We start from the raw sequence: 13,513 nt of genomic DNA, 5'->3' as shown, positions 1-13,513 counted from the left end.
CATGACTGGTACAGGCTCCACGCGCCCCTCCCCGGGCTCCCCGCTCCGCGTCGGCCTCGTCGGATACGGCCTCGCGGGCTCCGTCTTCCACGCCCCGCTGATCGCCGCCACCGAGGGCCTCGTCCTCGACACGGTCGTGACGTCGAACCCCGAGCGGCAGGCACAGGCCCGCGCCGAGTTTGGCGACGACCTGCGCTGCGCGGCCTCCGCCGACGAGCTGTGGGGCCGGGCGGACGAGCTCGACCTGATCGTCATCGCCTCCCCCAACAAGACCCACGTCTCCCTCGCGACCGCCGCCCTCAAGGCCGGCCTGCCCGCCGTCGTGGACAAGCCGATCGCCGGCACGGCCGCCGAGGCGCGCGAGCTCGCCGCCCTCGCCGACGAGCGCGGACTGCTCCTCTCCGTCTTCCAGAACCGCCGCTGGGACAACGACTTCCGTACGCTGCGCAAGCTGCTCGACGACGGTGAGCTCGGCGACGTGTGGCGCTTCGAGTCCCGCTTCGAGCGGTGGCGGCCGCGGCCGAAGGGCGGCTGGCGCGAGTCCGGCGACCCGGAGGAGATCGGCGGCCTCCTCTACGACCTGGGGAGCCACGTCGTGGACCAGGCCCTCGTCCTGTTCGGCCCCGCGGTGAGCGTGTACGCCGAGTCGGACGTCCGCCGCCCCGGCGCGGAGGCCGACGACGACACGTTCATCGCCGTCACCCACGCGAACGGCGTCCGCTCGCACCTGTACGTCAGCGCGACGACGGCCCAGCTCGGCCCGCGCTTCCGCGTCCTCGGCTCCGAGGCGGGCTACGTGAAGTACGGCCTCGACCCGCAGGAGGCCGCCCTGCGCGACGGCAAGCGACCGGCCACCGGGACCCCGTGGGGCGTGGAGGCGGAGTCGATGTGGGGCCGGGTCGGCTCCGGCGAGTCCCCGCTGACCGGCGGCGGCCGCCCCACGCCGACCCTGCCGGGCGACTACCCCGCGTACTACGCGGCGGTGGCCGCGGCTCTGCGCGGCGAGGGCGGGAACCCCGTCTCCGCGCACGAGGCGACCGCGGCCCTCGACGTCCTGGAAGCGGCGCGCCGCTCGGCCCGCGACGGTGTGACGGTGACGCTGTGAGCACTCCTCCCGCTCCCGCGAACGCCCCCTCCATCGACGAGCTGGAGGCCCAGGAACGCCGCTTGGTCCTGCCCCACTTCACGTACGACGACGCGTGGGCCCTCGGCACGCGCCTCGTGGAGTTGGCCCGCGAGCGCGACGCCCCCGTCGCGATCGACATCCACCGCGGCGGCCAGCAGCTCTTCCACGCGGCACTTCCCGGCTCGACCCCGGACAACGACGCCTGGATCACCCGCAAACGCCGCGTCGTGGAACGCTACGGCTGCTCCTCCCTCCTGGTCGGCTCCCGCTTCCGTGCCAAGGGCACGACCTTCGAGGACGCCTCCCGCCTCGACCCCGACGCGTACGCGGCCCACGGCGGCGCGTTCCCCCTCGCGGTCGAGGGCGCGGGGGTGATCGGCGCGGTGGTGGTGTCGGGACTGCCGCAGGTGAAGGACCATGCGTTGGTGGTGGAGGCACTGGAGGGGTTTCTCGCAACCTGAACGGCCATTAGTTCAGCGCATCGAGTGAACTAAACCACCGGAACGACTGAAAGCGGCCCTATGGATTTCTCTACTGCCTCCATAGGGTCCTTAATTCCGTAGCATGCAGCTGCCCGCATTCGTGGATCTACGCCCCATCGGCCGCTGCAATCTCAGCTGCCCCTTCTGTTTCGGACCGCGTCACGAGGTCCCTTCCATGTCATGGGACACAGCTCGGAACGTGGTCGACGTCCTGCGGGACGGCGGGGTGCAGGGTGTCGTCATCTCCGGTGGTGAACCGACTCTGCTCCCCTACCTTCCCGACCTCGTAGGGGCGTTGCGCAAGCCCTTCGACGACGGGCGGCCCACCCCCCGCGTCGTCCTCAGCACCAACGGCCTCGCACCCCAGAAGGCCATGGACCGCGTTCTGCCCCACCTCTCCTGGATCGCCCTGCCCCTGGAGTCCGCGAATCCAAAGGAGCACGGTCTCCTCCGCAGCGGCAGCCCCGCGCCGCACCGCGACCGGGTACTCCACCTGCTCGGTGAGGTGCGCACGAACCACGAGCACGTCCGGGTGAAGCTGGGCACCGTCGTCACCCGGCTCAACGTCGAGGGCGCCCCGCGGGTCCTTGACCTGATCGAGGACGCGTCCCTGCCGGACGTCTGGAAGGTCTACCAGATGTCCGAGACCAACTACGGCGCGGACAACAGGGACTGGCTCGCCCTCGGCGACGAGGAGTTCGAGGACGTCGTGAGCGCGTGCGAGGAAGCCGCACGGCAGCGCGACGTACCCCTGCGGGTGTACAGGAACTCCACCCGTACCGGGAGCTACTTCTTCATCGACCCGGACTGCGGGATCGTCGTCGTCGAGGAGGGTGAGGAACGCAGAATTGGGAACCTTTTCGAAAAGCTGGCGGACGACATGCTCCGGCCCGCCGAACTGATCACTCCTGCCAGGAACGTCGAGAACTTCGCCGGCACCTACCCGGACCAGTGAGGAGCTCCCGATGACGGCGCACGTACGTGTGGGTGTGCAGGCAATCGTCCGCCGCGACGGCAGGGGCGCGGGTGGCGCGGCCGGCGACATCCTGCTCGGTCTGCGGACCAACTGCTTCGGCGCGGGCTCCTGGGGCCTGCCCGGCGGCCACCTCGAACTGGGCGAGACCCTGCAACAGGCCGCTCGCAGGGAGCTCGCCGAGGAGACCGGTATCGACGCCCTCGACCTGCGCGTCGCCTGCCTCACCGATCCCGACCCGGCGGCCAACCACCACATGCAGGTCGGCGTCGAAGTCCTCGACTACGCGGGTGTCATCCGCCTGCGCGAACCCGACCGCTGCCTGCGCTGGCAGTTCTGGCCCCTGGACGGCCTGCCCGAGCCGCTCTTCGTCGGGTCGGAGGGCATTCTGATGAGCGTCAGGGACGGCGCCCTGCATCTGCCCCTGGTCGCCTGACGTCCCTCACTCCGTGGTCTTGCACCACTGGTCGTCGGACTGCGTCGTCATCAGCGCGCGCAGCCTTTCCATGTGCTTCTCCTCGTGCATGCCGAACTGCTCCCAGGTGCTGGTCAGTTCCCATTGCGTGCGGAACGCCGCCAGGCTGTCCTCGTAGTACTTGCTGTCCTTGAGGAACTGGTGCTCGAAGACGCTCAGGCCCCTGCGGGTGCGCTGCAGCGGATTCATGGTGATGTACGGCTCGAAGAAGCCCGCCTCCGAGGTGAGCAGCGTCGACCCCGAAATGTCGGTGGGGGTCAGCTTCAGTTCGATGTGATCGGGGAATCGGCGGCGTAGATCTTTGTACGACTCGATCACCGGCAGGAACGTCTCCTGGTAATACGTGCTGGCCCGCACCCGGTCCACGATGTTCTGGTGACTCACCGGTTCCGATTCCGCCCCGTGCTGCATGAAGATCGCGAGATTGTTCCAGGGACTGCTCAGAATCACATGGAAGTAAGTGCCCCGCTCCAGGGCCCGATGTATCTGCCAGTAGAAAATGTCCAAGTCGGCCAGGAAATAAGAGGCACCCGCGTGCGCCGTCAGCATGATCACGTTCCGCTCCGCTTCGATCGCCTTCTTCTTCGCGGTGTTGCGGATGTCGTTCTCCTGCGGCGTGTAGGTGCGGTCGATGCGGTACGGGAGACCGTCCGCCTGCACCGTCGCGGCCCGCAGATGCGCCAGCGCCTCACGTATCGCCAGGGTCTGCGCATGCTCCCTGCCGAGGGACTCCACGGCCATCCCCTCGGCCGATTCGAGCAGCGAAACCGCCCGCTGCCTCCGCGCCGGACTGCCCGATCCGCCGCGCGCCGCCTCGAACTCCGCGACGGCGAGCGCCGCCTGGGCCACGATCGTCTCGCGGTGGGTCGCCCCGAGGAACGCCGACGCGTTCAGCCGCACGATCTCCAGTTCGCTCAGCTGCCGTTCGCTGAGTTCCACGTCGTGGGTGGCCGCGGCCGCCTCGAACTTCGCCGTGGCCAGCGCGCGCCGCGCGGCGATGGCCGCCGGATGGTCACCGCCCTTGAGCGCGATGGAGTGCTCCGCGGACCGGTCGAACTTCCGCAGGGTGTCGCCGATGCGGTCCGGGTCGCGGTCGTCCGCACCCCTGGCGAGCTCGAGTCGCACCAGGTCCGCCGTCAGGCGTGCGTCGGGATCGTCGCCCGGCCACGTTTCCATCTCCTCCAGCGCCTTGTCGGCCCAGAACCCGGCGTCTCCCAGGTCTCCCCTGCGCAGGCTGACGGCTCCCAGGTTGGCCAGGATCCGGCCCCGCTCGGGTACGCGACTGCCGCGTTCGGCCCTGCTCAGCGCGCGGCACAGGACGAGTCGTGACCGCTCGAGCTCGCCGTGTTCGGCGAGCAGCGCCCCCAACTCGTTCCAGACGGACGCCGCGTACACCTCTCGGTCCGCCTCCATGGTCTCCATGTGCCGCAGCGTCATGTCGGCCATGGAAAGGGACAGGGTCTTCATCCCGAGGGCGCTCAGAAGCTTGGCGAGGTGAATGAGCTGTTCGGCCCGTAACTGCTGGTATGTGTCGCCGGGGTCGGGCCTGCGGACGTGCTTCACGTAGGCCGCGAGGCGGCTCCTGTCCCGTGGGCGTGGGCCTGGGGGCGTCGCATACATCTCTTCGAGGAGCATCTCTTCGGCGACGGCTATGGCGTCGTCCAGGTACTGCGTCGTCGTCATGGTCCCTCCCGGGAGGTCGCCGGCCCCTTGCCGGTGTGCTGGGTCAGCGGCGCATCCAGTGCACTGTCACCACGGAGTCCTGCCCCGCCTTCTTCAGGGCCTCGGCCACGGCGGCATTGATCCGCAGCTTCTGTTCCGTCTCGGTCGCCTCCACCGAGTACGGCCTGACGGAGAGGGGCCACTGGTCCCTCGCCAGATCCTCGATCCGGAACCGGAACCGGTCGAACTGCCTGACCGCCTCCCGGATCGTGCCGGCGAAGACCGTGTCCGCCACCGTGCCCGAGCGCCGCCTGACGATGAGGCCCAGCACCGCCGTCGGGCGGTACGGGTTGTCGCGCTCCACCGGGCTGCCGGCGAACTTCGTGTAATCGTCCATGCTCACGTGACAGTTGAGCCGCAGAGCACAGATGTTCACGCCCTTCTCCGGGTCCCCGTACTCGTACGAGACGTCGGCCACGCTGCCGGTCAGCACGTCGTCGGTGTCGGGCGGCTGGTGCGTCGCCGTCCACTCCTCGCCCTGCCGGGCGTCGTCGAAGCAGACCCTGGGGAGCCGGACGTCCTCGCCCTCGTCGAAGGTGAGGTTCAGGAGCGCGAGGTCCGAGCGGCGATCGTGGTCGTGCACCTTCCCCATGGCCTGCTTCCCGTCGGAGAGCCGGAGCATGACGGGGTCGAGGCCCTTGAGCTCGCGGTCCTTGAGGCAGTGCGCGGCGGTGAGGGCGAACTCCCGAGTGAGGCGCACGCCCGAACCGCGCCGGCAGCTGTCGCCCTGCCCGAGCCCTTCGCCCTGCCCGCAGTCGACCCCTCGGCGGCATTCGGCACCCTGGCGGCAGCCGCTGCGGAAGATCTCGATGAAATGTTCGTCGTACACCACGGGCCAGCCCCCCGTCCGGACCCTGAGCGAACCCCCGATTTCGCCCGAAGACGCCATGGTAACCAGAATTGGTTGCCCGGGAATGGGCCCGTGGCACATCTAAGGGAATATTCAGCCGACGAAAGATGCGGTGTCAGTCGGGTGAGATCCGGCGTGCTCTCCGAGGTTCGGTCATCCTCATTCTCTTCAGCCGCGCCAGCTGCCTCAGCCACTCCTGCCTCATCGAGATCCGCTCGGGATGAATCTCAGCCCGCAGCAGCGCGAGAAGACAGTGATCCGCTTTCCTTGATTTTTTCACGGTCTTTTTGAACTCGACCCAGTACGGGTCGTTGTCGCTGATCCGCGGGTTGTTGTCCTGCTGGGTGTGCCACGTCCCCCAGGCCAGTTTCCATCGCCGCCGGGCCGCGAAGGCGCGCTTGCAGGCGGCGAGTAGGGCGTCGCTGCCGTAGATCTCGAGGCGGGCGAGGAGCGGGGACATGTCGTCGGCGGGGGCCGTCTCGCCGGGGCGGCGCTCGGGGAACGTGCCGGTTCGGCGGACCGTCTCCCTGAGGTCCGCCATCCGTCTGACAGCGATCATGACTTCGTCGTAGACGGCCATACGCCGGTCCCACACGCGGTTCTCGTGCTCGCGTCTGGTCGTGGCCCGCTGGATGAGCCACGCGCTAGAGAACGTGGCCAGGGCGCCGAACGCCGTACCGGTGAGTGCCGCTACGGCCGGAGTCAGTCCCATGGCGTCATCATGGCGCGCCGGCGCCCCCGGCTGAACCGGGAACGCCGGGGGACCGCGTTCGGGGCGGGCTACGCGTCCTTCAACTCCTGCCGCTGCCGCCCCAGCCCCTCGATCTCCAGCTCCACCACGTCACCGGCCCGCAGGTACGGCTTCGGCTCCGGCCGGCCCATCGCCACGCCCGCCGGCGTCCCCGTGTTGATCACGTCGCCGGGGTAGAGGGTCATGAACTGGCTTACGTAACGCACCACTTCCGCGACCGGGAAGATCTGGTCGGCGGTCGTGCCGTCCTGCTTCAGCTCGCCGTTGACCCAGAGCTTGAGGGACAGGGCCTGCGGGTCGGCGATCTCGTCCGCGGTGACGAGCCAGGGGCCCAGCGGGTTGAACGTCTCGCAGTTCTTGCCCTTGTCCCAGGTGCCGCCCCGCTCGATCTGGAACTCCCGCTCGGACACGTCGTGCGCCACCGCGTACCCCGCGACGTGCGCGAGTGCCTCCTCGGCCGACTCCAGGTAGCGCGCCGTACGTCCGATGACCACGGCGAGCTCGACCTCCCAGTCCGTCTTCACGGAGCGGCGCGGCACCAGGACGGTGTCGTCGGGGCCGACCACCGTGTCCGCCGCCTTGAAGAAGACGACGGGCTCGGCGGGCGGCTCGGCGCCCGTCTCGCGGGCGTGGTCGTAGTAGTTCAGGCCGATGCACACGACCTTGCCCACCCGCCCGACCGGCGGGCCGACGCGCAGTCCTGTCCCATCGAGTGCGGGCAGGTCACCGGCGTCGGCGGCGGCCCTGATCCGGTCGAGCGCGGCCGCGTCGGCGAGCACGCTGCCGTCGATGTCGGCGACCACCCCCGACAGGTCCCTGAGGGTTCCCTCGGCGTCGAGGAGCGCGGGGCGCTCCGCGCCTGACGTACCGACTCGCAGCAGCTTCATGGTCAGACTCCATTCCTTCGGCAGCCCGGCCGATGGGTTGCGGCCATCGGAGGTTTGGTCGATCGTCCAAGCTCGCCGTCCGCTCCGCAATACCCCGTTCACGTACTGGACCGTTACCCGGCGGTAGCCAGAACCCCCGCGGTGTCCGGCATGTCCCGGTACAGCACGGCTCGTTCGACCGCGCTCCACGTCGTACTGGTCACCACGTACAGCGCGGCCGCCAGCGGCACCACGGCCACCGTGAACAGAGTCATGAACGACATCAGCGGCATCACCTTCGCGATCGCGCCCATGCCGGGCACCTGCTGGTCACCGCTCTGGGGCAGCGGGTTGTTCGCCATCTGCGCCCTGGTGCGCCGGTAGTTGAACGTGGCGACGGCCGCGACGAGCAGGAACAGTCCGACGTAGACGAGCCCCTGCGCGCCGAAGACCCCGCCGTCGGCCAGCGCGTCCGTCCACCGGCCACCGAGCGGCGCGGCGAAGAGGGTGTGGTCGAGGAGCGTGTTGGCGTCGCCGCCGATGCTGGAGCTGGAGAAGAGGTGGTAGAGCAGGAAGAACGCCGGCAGCTGGAAGAGGCTGGGCAGGCACCCGGAGAGCGGCGACACCTGCTCCTTGCGGTGCAGTTCGAGGACGGCCTTCTGCAGCTTCTCGGGGTTCTTGCCGTGCTTCTTGCGCAACTCCGCGATCTGCGGGTTGAGCTTGGCGCGCGCCTTCTGCCCGCGGGCCGCGGCGCGCGAGAGCGGGTGGACGAGGAGCCGTACGCAGGCGGTGAAGAGCACGATCGCGGCGGCGGTCGCGGAGGCGTGGAAGAGCGGGTCGAGCAGGTCGGCGATGTGCCCGACCAGCTCGGCGAACAGGGACATGAAAGCGGACATGGAGGAGCCCTCCTGGGGTCTCGTCGTGCCGGGAGAGAGGGCGACGGTCAGCGAGGGCTGCCGTCGCGTCGGCATGACGACCCGCGAGGGGATCCAGGAAAGCTGGGTGTGTGCTGAGCGTGTTCCCCTACGCGGCCGTCAGGAGGAGACGGCCGGGTGCTCGGGGGCGCCTGCGGCCCCGGGCGTCGGGGTCGCGTTGCGGCAGGAAGGCCGTACGCATCTCGCGGTCGCGGATGGCCGTGCGCACTCTGGTGCGGGGCACGGCGGGTGCGCAGCGCGCGGCGATCACGGAGCAGACGGCGAGCGCGGAGCCCGCGGCGGCGGTCGCGGCGAGCGCGACGGCGGAGGCGAGGCTTCCGGTGTCGACGAGGACGACTTCGACGAGGAGGAAGAGCAGGAGCAGGGCGGGGCGTGCGGCGGTCTTGCAGTCGCGCCAGCAGCTCTTCCGGCTGCGGATCACGTCGCGCATCGCCGTCCCCCTCTCATCCTCGTCGCACTCGCGCGAGTCCTTCGTACCGGCACTCGCACACTGTTGTCGTACTGCTGTCGTACTGCCGTTATACAGGATCGACTTCGACCGGCTGCAGGAGCCTGCGGGGCCCCGCGAGGGCCCGGCTGACCGGATCGGTGGGTTCCGGGTCGAGTCCAGGCCCCGGCACCATCTCGACGTCCCTGACGGGGACGAGGCCGCCACAGGCGGGGCAGTCGCCCCCGGCGCCCAGCTCGGTGCCGCACGCCGCGTGCCGGAAGTAACGCGGCGGCTTGGTGCCGGAGATGTGGTCGCGCCCCCATGCCCCGAGCGAGCGGAGCACCGGCCACAGGGCCTCGCCGCGCTCCGTCACCACGTACTCGTGCCGCCTCGGCGCCTCGGGACACGGCCGTTTGTCGAGGACGCCCGCGGCGACGAGCGCCTGCAGGCGGGCGGCGAGGACGGCGCGCGGGATGCCGAGGTGGACGAGGAAGTCGTTGTACCGCCGCACTCCGTAGAGGGCGTCACGGACGATGAGCAGCGTCCAGCGCTCGCCGACCACCTCCAGTGCGCGGGCCATCGCGCACTCCTGCGCGGCGTAGTCCTTGCCGAGAGCCATGACCCCACTCTAACCGTTTTCCCGTACGAGGTTCAGTGAACGAACTCCGAATGTTACGGTCGTCGCACTCACCGAGTTCAATGACTGAACCTCGAAGGGCTCCGCCATGTCCCCCCGCCTCGACCGCGCCTCCACCGCCCCGGCGCCGACCACTCCGGCACCGACCACTCCGGCACCGGCCGCCCCGGCACCGGCCACCCCCGCACCGGGCGCCCCCGCACCGAACGCCCCCACGCCCCCGTCCGGCACCCCACACGCCCGCGCCACCCTCGCCGTCACCAGCTCCGCCACGGCCGTGACCCTCATGACGTACACGGCGCCGATGATCACGCTCCCCGACACGGCCGCCGCCCTGCACACCCCGCTCTCCGCCCAGGCCTGGCTGCTCAACGGCACACCGCTCGGCCTCGCAGCGGTGCTCCTGGTCGCGGGAAGCCTCGCCGACGACTACGGCCGGCGGCGGATCTTCCTCTCCGGCACGGTCGCGCTCGGCATCACCACCGTGCTCTCCGCGCTCGCCGGGTCGACCTGGCTGTTCACACTGGCCCGCCTGGCCCAGGGCGCGGCGAGCGCGGCCATCCTCGCGAGCAGCCTCGGCCTGCTCGTGCACGCGTTCCCCGCGGGCGCCGCGCGGATCAGGGCGACCGGCGTCTGGGGCGCGTTCGTGAGCGGCGGCATCGCGGCGGGCCCGCCGGTCGCGGGGGCCCTGACGGGAGCGGGCCCGGACGGCTGGCGCTGGGCGTACGCCGTCCTCGGCGCCGCCGCCCTCGCGGTCGCCGCCCTGGCCCCGCGCGCGCTGACCGAGTCCCGCGCCGCGCAACGCGGCCGCCCGGACCTGGCGGGCGCGGCCACCCTCGGCCTGGCCCTGACGGCGCTGGTGGCCGCGCTCACCCTCGGGCGGGACGGCTGGCTGCGCGCGCCCGTGGCGGCGCTCCTGGTCGGGGCCGCCGTGCTGCTCGCCGCGTTCGTGGCGGTGGAACGCCGCGTCCGGACCCCGATGCTCGACCTCGCCCTGCTGCGCCGCCCGCTGTTCCTGGCCTCGACGACGGGCGCCCTGTTCACGGGGTTCTCCGTGATCGGTCTGTTCAGCTATCTGCCGACGCTGCTCCAGCACACGCTGGGCCTCTCCGTCATGAGCACGGCCTGGCTGCTCGTGATCTGGTCGGGCACGTCCTTCGTGGCGGCGCTGCAGGCCAGGCGGCTCGCGGGCCGGGTCTCGGCCCGCCACCAATTGGCCGTCGGCTTCGCCCTGCACGCCGTCGCCGCCGTGACGATGCTGGGCGCGGCCTCTTCGGGCTCCTGGACCCGGCTGCTGCCCGGCCTCCTCGTCTCCGGCGCGGGCAGCGGCCTCCTGAACGCGGCACTCCCGCTGCTCTCGGTCGAGTCCGTGCCGGCCGAACGCGCCGCGATGGGCTCGGGCGCCAACAACACGGCGCGCTACGTCGGTTCGGCCGCGGGCGTCGCCCTGATGATCGCGGTGTCGACCTCGACGGACGATCTCGCGCACGGCGCGAACCTCGCGATGACGGTCTCGGCCGGCCTCGCGGTGCTCGCGACGGTCACGGTGCTCCTGCTGCGGGAGCGGCGCCGGGACTGACGTCCTCCATCTCCTCCAGCGGATCGCTCGCGAGGACGTCCTCGTTCGGCCGCCCGTCCTCCCGCTCGGCCGGCCCGACGTACGACACCACGAGCGCGACCGCCAGATTCACGGCGAGCGCGACGATCCCCGCGTTGACCCCGAAGACGGGGTCGTGGTCGCTGAAGACGAGCGCGCACACGATCCCGACGCCCACGGCCAGCCCGCTCAACGCGCCCACCAGGCTCAACTTCCGCCACACAAGCCCCAGGAGCAGCATCGGTACGAGCTGCGCCATCCCTTCGTACGAGATGAGCGAGAGCCGTACGAGCGTGTTGGGCACCCCGTACGTCATCGCGAGCGCGAGGGCTCCCGCGACGACGACCACCGCCTGCGAGGCGAGCTTCTGCCGCTGCGGGCTGCGCCAGCGGGGCAGCAGCGACAGCACGCTGCTGCCCCACATCGTCCCGATGACCAGCATGAACACGGCCATCGGCACGATGGAGGAGAGCGCGGCCGCGACACCGATGACGCCGACGGCCCACGCGGGCAGCGAGTCGACCACGAGCTTGAAGAGGGCGAGATTGGACTCGGCGCCGACGAGCCCCGGCACGACGAAGAGCGCGGCCATGCCCAGCAGCATCGGAACGAAGAGCAGCACGTTGTAGGCGGGCAGCCAGATGGCGTTGCGCCGCAGCCCGTCCGCGCTGCGCGCACCGAGGTACCCCGCGACGGTGGTCGGAAAGATGACGACTGTGACCGCGTTGAGCAGCGACGTCGTCGCGAACCACGCCTCTCCGTAGGCGCTGCCTCCGCTGCCCGGCAGCGTCAGCCAGTCACTCTTCTCGTCGACGATCCGGTCGAGGAACGCCCCGTACCCGTCGAAGTAGTGCTGGGGTACGTAGACGGCGAGGAAGGCGAGCGTCCCGACGACCAGCACGTCCTTGAGTACGGACACCCAGGCGCTGCCGCGCAGCCCGCTGACGACCACGAACCCGGTCGTGACGGCGAAGCCGATGAAGTAGGCCCAGTTGAGGCTGATGGCGCCGTACGAGATCGTCGACACGACCACGCCCATGCCGGTGATCTGCAACTGGATGTACGGCAGCAGGAAGACGGTGACGAGCAGCGCGACTCCGGCACCGAGCCAGGGCCGACCGTACCGGTGGGCGACCATGTCGGAGATGCTGACGAGCCCGTGCCGCCGGGCGTAGGCCCAGAGCATGGGCCCGACGACGTACCCCACCGCATACCCGCAGGACATGTAGGCGACGACGTAGAGAACGGGCGCCCCGTAGTTGTATCCCCACCCAGCGGCCCCCAGGTAACTGAAGCTGGTGTACCCCTCCCCCGCCATCAGCACCCAGATGAAGACGGCACCGAGGCTGCGCCCGCCCACGGACCACTCGGCGATCCCGCCCTGCTTGCCGCGCCCGCGGACGGCGGCGAGGCCGAGGGCGACGGTGCCGACCATGAAGACGGCGAAGACGGTGGTGGCGACGGCTCCGTCACTCATGAAGCACGCTCCGTCTTCTTGTCCTTCTTGTTCTTGCGGTCCCCTCTGTGGGCCATCCACACGCAGAGCGGCGTGAGTACGGTCGCGCACAGCAGCCAGAAGAAGAGAAAGGGCAGCCCGAGGACGACGGGCCGCACGCGGTTGGCGAACGGCAGCGCGCCGAGATACAGCACGAAGGGGCCGAGCAGCCAGAGGAGATGGGGACGTCGAGCGATCACGGCCCGACCTTAACGGCTACGTCCGTACTACCTGGGCCGCGTCCGTACTACCTGGGCCGCATGGCCCGCAGCTTCCCCCACACGACGAGCCGGTACGTGGAGGTGTACTCGGGGGTACAGGTGGTGAGCGTGATGTAGTACCCGGCCCGGCTGTACCCGTACTCCTTCCGCACGTCGCTGCGCGGCACGTCACGTATGACGCCCCCGTCGTGGGCGGAGGTCCGCGCCAACGCCTTGTCGACGACGTACGTGTACACGGCCTCCCTGGTCTCGACGCGCACCTCGTCCCCGTCCCGCAGCCGGTCGATGTGGCGGAAGGGCTCGCCGTGGGTGTTGCGGTGCCCGGCGAGGGCGAAGTTGCCGCCCTGGCCGGGCTGGGCGGTACGGGGATAGTGCCCGACGTACCCCTTGTCGAGCACACCCCCTTTGCTGACGCCCTCGGCGACGGGGACGCGGATGCCGATGCGCGGGACGCGGAGGATGGCGTAGGCCTGGTCCCAGCGGGGCGGGGGTGTCCCGGCAACGCCGGTTTCACGCGAGTGGTCACGCCCTCGCTCACGCCCGGGTTCGCGTCCGGGTTCACGCCCACCGGAGCCGTCCGCCTCCGTAACGCCTGCCGACGGACCCCCCGCACGGGAGGCCCCCTCACCCCCGCCCCCACCCCCGGACCTTCCGGTTCCGTCCCCCCGCCCCCACTCCTCCTCAAGGGCCTCGACCTTGCGCTCGGCGGCGGCGCGGGCCTCCCGGTTGGTCCACCACAGCTGATGGACGACGAGGAGGAGCAGCACGGCCCCGAGGGTGACGGCGACTTCGGCGCCGTGCCACAGCACGCGCACGCCGAGGGGGCGGGGGGCCGGGCGGCGCCCCTGCTGAACGACCGGCACCACCGCTGCACGACGACGCACGACGCCTCCTCTGCCCGACGGCCGCCCGGAGGATAGGCGCCGCGCCCGCAAGAATCCATGGCGCGCCAT

General features: G+C 70.6%; 15 protein-coding genes. 5 read left to right on the top strand and 10 right to left on the bottom strand.

What is annotated here, in order from left to right:
- Position 1 precedes the first annotated feature (1 nt).
- From AC07DO_RS01040 to AC07DO_RS01025, 4 genes are all read left to right on the top strand, one after another.
- Positions 2–1,105, top strand: a complete 1,104-nt coding sequence (locus tag AC07DO_RS01040; protein ID WP_479056159.1) for a Gfo/Idh/MocA family protein — start codon at positions 2–4, stop codon at positions 1,103–1,105.
- Positions 1,102–1,587, top strand: a complete 486-nt coding sequence (locus AC07DO_RS01035) for a heme-degrading domain-containing protein (RefSeq protein ID WP_479056158.1) — start codon at positions 1,102–1,104, stop codon at positions 1,585–1,587. The genes AC07DO_RS01040 and AC07DO_RS01035 overlap by 4 nt, the downstream gene beginning before the upstream one ends.
- A 103-nt stretch (positions 1,588–1,690) precedes the next feature.
- Positions 1,691–2,563: a radical SAM protein gene (locus AC07DO_RS01030; protein ID WP_479056157.1), complete on the top strand. Its 873-nt coding sequence runs from the start codon at positions 1,691–1,693 to the stop codon at positions 2,561–2,563.
- Between the two features lie 10 nt (positions 2,564–2,573).
- Complete coding sequence (locus AC07DO_RS01025) at positions 2,574–3,017, top strand: nucleotide triphosphate diphosphatase NUDT15 (protein WP_479056156.1); 444 nt, start codon at positions 2,574–2,576, stop codon at positions 3,015–3,017.
- A 6-nt stretch (positions 3,018–3,023) separates the two neighbouring features.
- On the opposite strand, the gene AC07DO_RS01020 is transcribed toward AC07DO_RS01025, so the two are convergent.
- From AC07DO_RS01020 to AC07DO_RS00990, 7 genes are all read right to left on the bottom strand, one after another.
- Positions 3,024–4,739 (bottom strand): hypothetical protein, encoded by a 1,716-nt coding sequence (locus AC07DO_RS01020; RefSeq protein WP_479056155.1) that lies wholly within the window; start codon positions 4,737–4,739, stop codon positions 3,024–3,026.
- Between the two features lie 43 nt (positions 4,740–4,782).
- The gene (locus AC07DO_RS01015) at positions 4,783–5,610 is read right to left on the bottom strand and encodes a serine protease family protein (protein ID WP_479056154.1); all 828 of its coding nucleotides are present in this window, start codon (positions 5,608–5,610) and stop codon (positions 4,783–4,785) included.
- A gap of 133 nt (positions 5,611–5,743) precedes the next feature.
- On the bottom strand, positions 5,744–6,208 hold the full coding sequence (locus tag AC07DO_RS01010) for a hypothetical protein (RefSeq protein WP_479056153.1): 465 nt from the start codon (positions 6,206–6,208) through the stop codon (positions 5,744–5,746).
- 200 nt (positions 6,209–6,408) lie between these two features.
- The gene (locus tag AC07DO_RS01005; RefSeq protein ID WP_479056152.1) at positions 6,409–7,266 is read right to left on the bottom strand and encodes a fumarylacetoacetate hydrolase family protein; all 858 of its coding nucleotides are present in this window, start codon (positions 7,264–7,266) and stop codon (positions 6,409–6,411) included.
- A 113-nt stretch (positions 7,267–7,379) separates the two neighbouring features.
- Positions 7,380–8,141, bottom strand: coding sequence for a YidC/Oxa1 family membrane protein insertase (locus AC07DO_RS01000; RefSeq protein ID WP_479056151.1), 762 nt, complete (start codon positions 8,139–8,141; stop codon positions 7,380–7,382).
- A gap of 127 nt (positions 8,142–8,268) precedes the next feature.
- Positions 8,269–8,610 (bottom strand): DUF6412 domain-containing protein, encoded by a 342-nt coding sequence (locus tag AC07DO_RS00995; protein ID WP_479056149.1) that lies wholly within the window; start codon positions 8,608–8,610, stop codon positions 8,269–8,271.
- 88 nt (positions 8,611–8,698) lie between these two features.
- Entirely contained in the window at positions 8,699–9,229 is a 531-nt protein-coding gene (locus AC07DO_RS00990; protein WP_479056148.1) for a winged helix-turn-helix transcriptional regulator, read from the bottom strand.
- 106 nt (positions 9,230–9,335) lie between these two features.
- Between AC07DO_RS00990 and AC07DO_RS00985 the strand changes: the two genes are divergently transcribed.
- Positions 9,336–10,826 carry an MFS transporter gene (locus AC07DO_RS00985; protein WP_479056147.1) on the top strand — a complete coding sequence of 497 codons (1,491 nt, stop codon included), beginning with the start codon at positions 9,336–9,338 and terminating at the stop codon, positions 10,824–10,826.
- On the opposite strand, the gene AC07DO_RS00980 is transcribed toward AC07DO_RS00985, so the two are convergent.
- The 3 genes from AC07DO_RS00980 to AC07DO_RS00970 are packed head-to-tail and all read right to left on the bottom strand — an operon-like array spanning position 10,789 to position 13,444.
- The gene (locus AC07DO_RS00980) at positions 10,789–12,321 is read right to left on the bottom strand and encodes a sodium:solute symporter family protein (RefSeq protein ID WP_479056146.1); all 1,533 of its coding nucleotides are present in this window, start codon (positions 12,319–12,321) and stop codon (positions 10,789–10,791) included. The genes AC07DO_RS00985 and AC07DO_RS00980 overlap by 38 nt on opposite strands.
- Complete coding sequence (locus tag AC07DO_RS00975; RefSeq protein ID WP_479056144.1) at positions 12,318–12,539, bottom strand: DUF3311 domain-containing protein; 222 nt, start codon at positions 12,537–12,539, stop codon at positions 12,318–12,320. The genes AC07DO_RS00980 and AC07DO_RS00975 overlap by 4 nt, the downstream gene beginning before the upstream one ends.
- 47 nt (positions 12,540–12,586) lie before the next feature.
- Positions 12,587–13,444: a class E sortase gene (locus tag AC07DO_RS00970; protein WP_479056143.1), complete on the bottom strand. Its 858-nt coding sequence runs from the start codon at positions 13,442–13,444 to the stop codon at positions 12,587–12,589.
- Between the last annotated feature and the right edge of the window lie 69 nt (positions 13,445–13,513).

The organism is Streptomyces sp. NPDC045678, assembly GCF_056432085.1.
This window is presented reverse-complemented; position numbering and strand designations above follow the sequence as displayed.

What these genes read in the sequence shown, in the direction of transcription:
- AC07DO_RS01040 (WP_479056159.1), top strand. Translation starts at nt 2, where the DNA reads ATGACTGGTACAGGCTCCACGCGCCCCTCCCCGGGCTCCCCGCTCCGC.
- AC07DO_RS01030 (WP_479056157.1), top strand. Translation starts at nt 1,691, where the DNA reads ATGCAGCTGCCCGCATTCGTGGATCTACGCCCCATCGGCCGCTGCAAT.
- AC07DO_RS01025 (WP_479056156.1), top strand. Translation starts at nt 2,574, where the DNA reads ATGACGGCGCACGTACGTGTGGGTGTGCAGGCAATCGTCCGCCGCGAC.
- AC07DO_RS01020 (WP_479056155.1), bottom strand. Translation starts at nt 4,739, where the DNA reads ATGACGACGACGCAGTACCTGGACGACGCCATAGCCGTCGCCGAAGAG.
- AC07DO_RS01010 (WP_479056153.1), bottom strand. Translation starts at nt 6,208, where the DNA reads ATGGCCGTCTACGACGAAGTCATGATCGCTGTCAGACGGATGGCGGAC.
- AC07DO_RS01005 (WP_479056152.1), bottom strand. Translation starts at nt 7,266, where the DNA reads ATGAAGCTGCTGCGAGTCGGTACGTCAGGCGCGGAGCGCCCCGCGCTC.
- AC07DO_RS01000 (WP_479056151.1), bottom strand. Translation starts at nt 8,141, where the DNA reads ATGTCCGCTTTCATGTCCCTGTTCGCCGAGCTGGTCGGGCACATCGCC.
- AC07DO_RS00995 (WP_479056149.1), bottom strand. Translation starts at nt 8,610, where the DNA reads ATGCGCGACGTGATCCGCAGCCGGAAGAGCTGCTGGCGCGACTGCAAG.
- AC07DO_RS00990 (WP_479056148.1), bottom strand. Translation starts at nt 9,229, where the DNA reads ATGGCTCTCGGCAAGGACTACGCCGCGCAGGAGTGCGCGATGGCCCGC.
- AC07DO_RS00985 (WP_479056147.1), top strand. Translation starts at nt 9,336, where the DNA reads ATGTCCCCCCGCCTCGACCGCGCCTCCACCGCCCCGGCGCCGACCACT.
- AC07DO_RS00980 (WP_479056146.1), bottom strand. Translation starts at nt 12,321, where the DNA reads ATGAGTGACGGAGCCGTCGCCACCACCGTCTTCGCCGTCTTCATGGTC.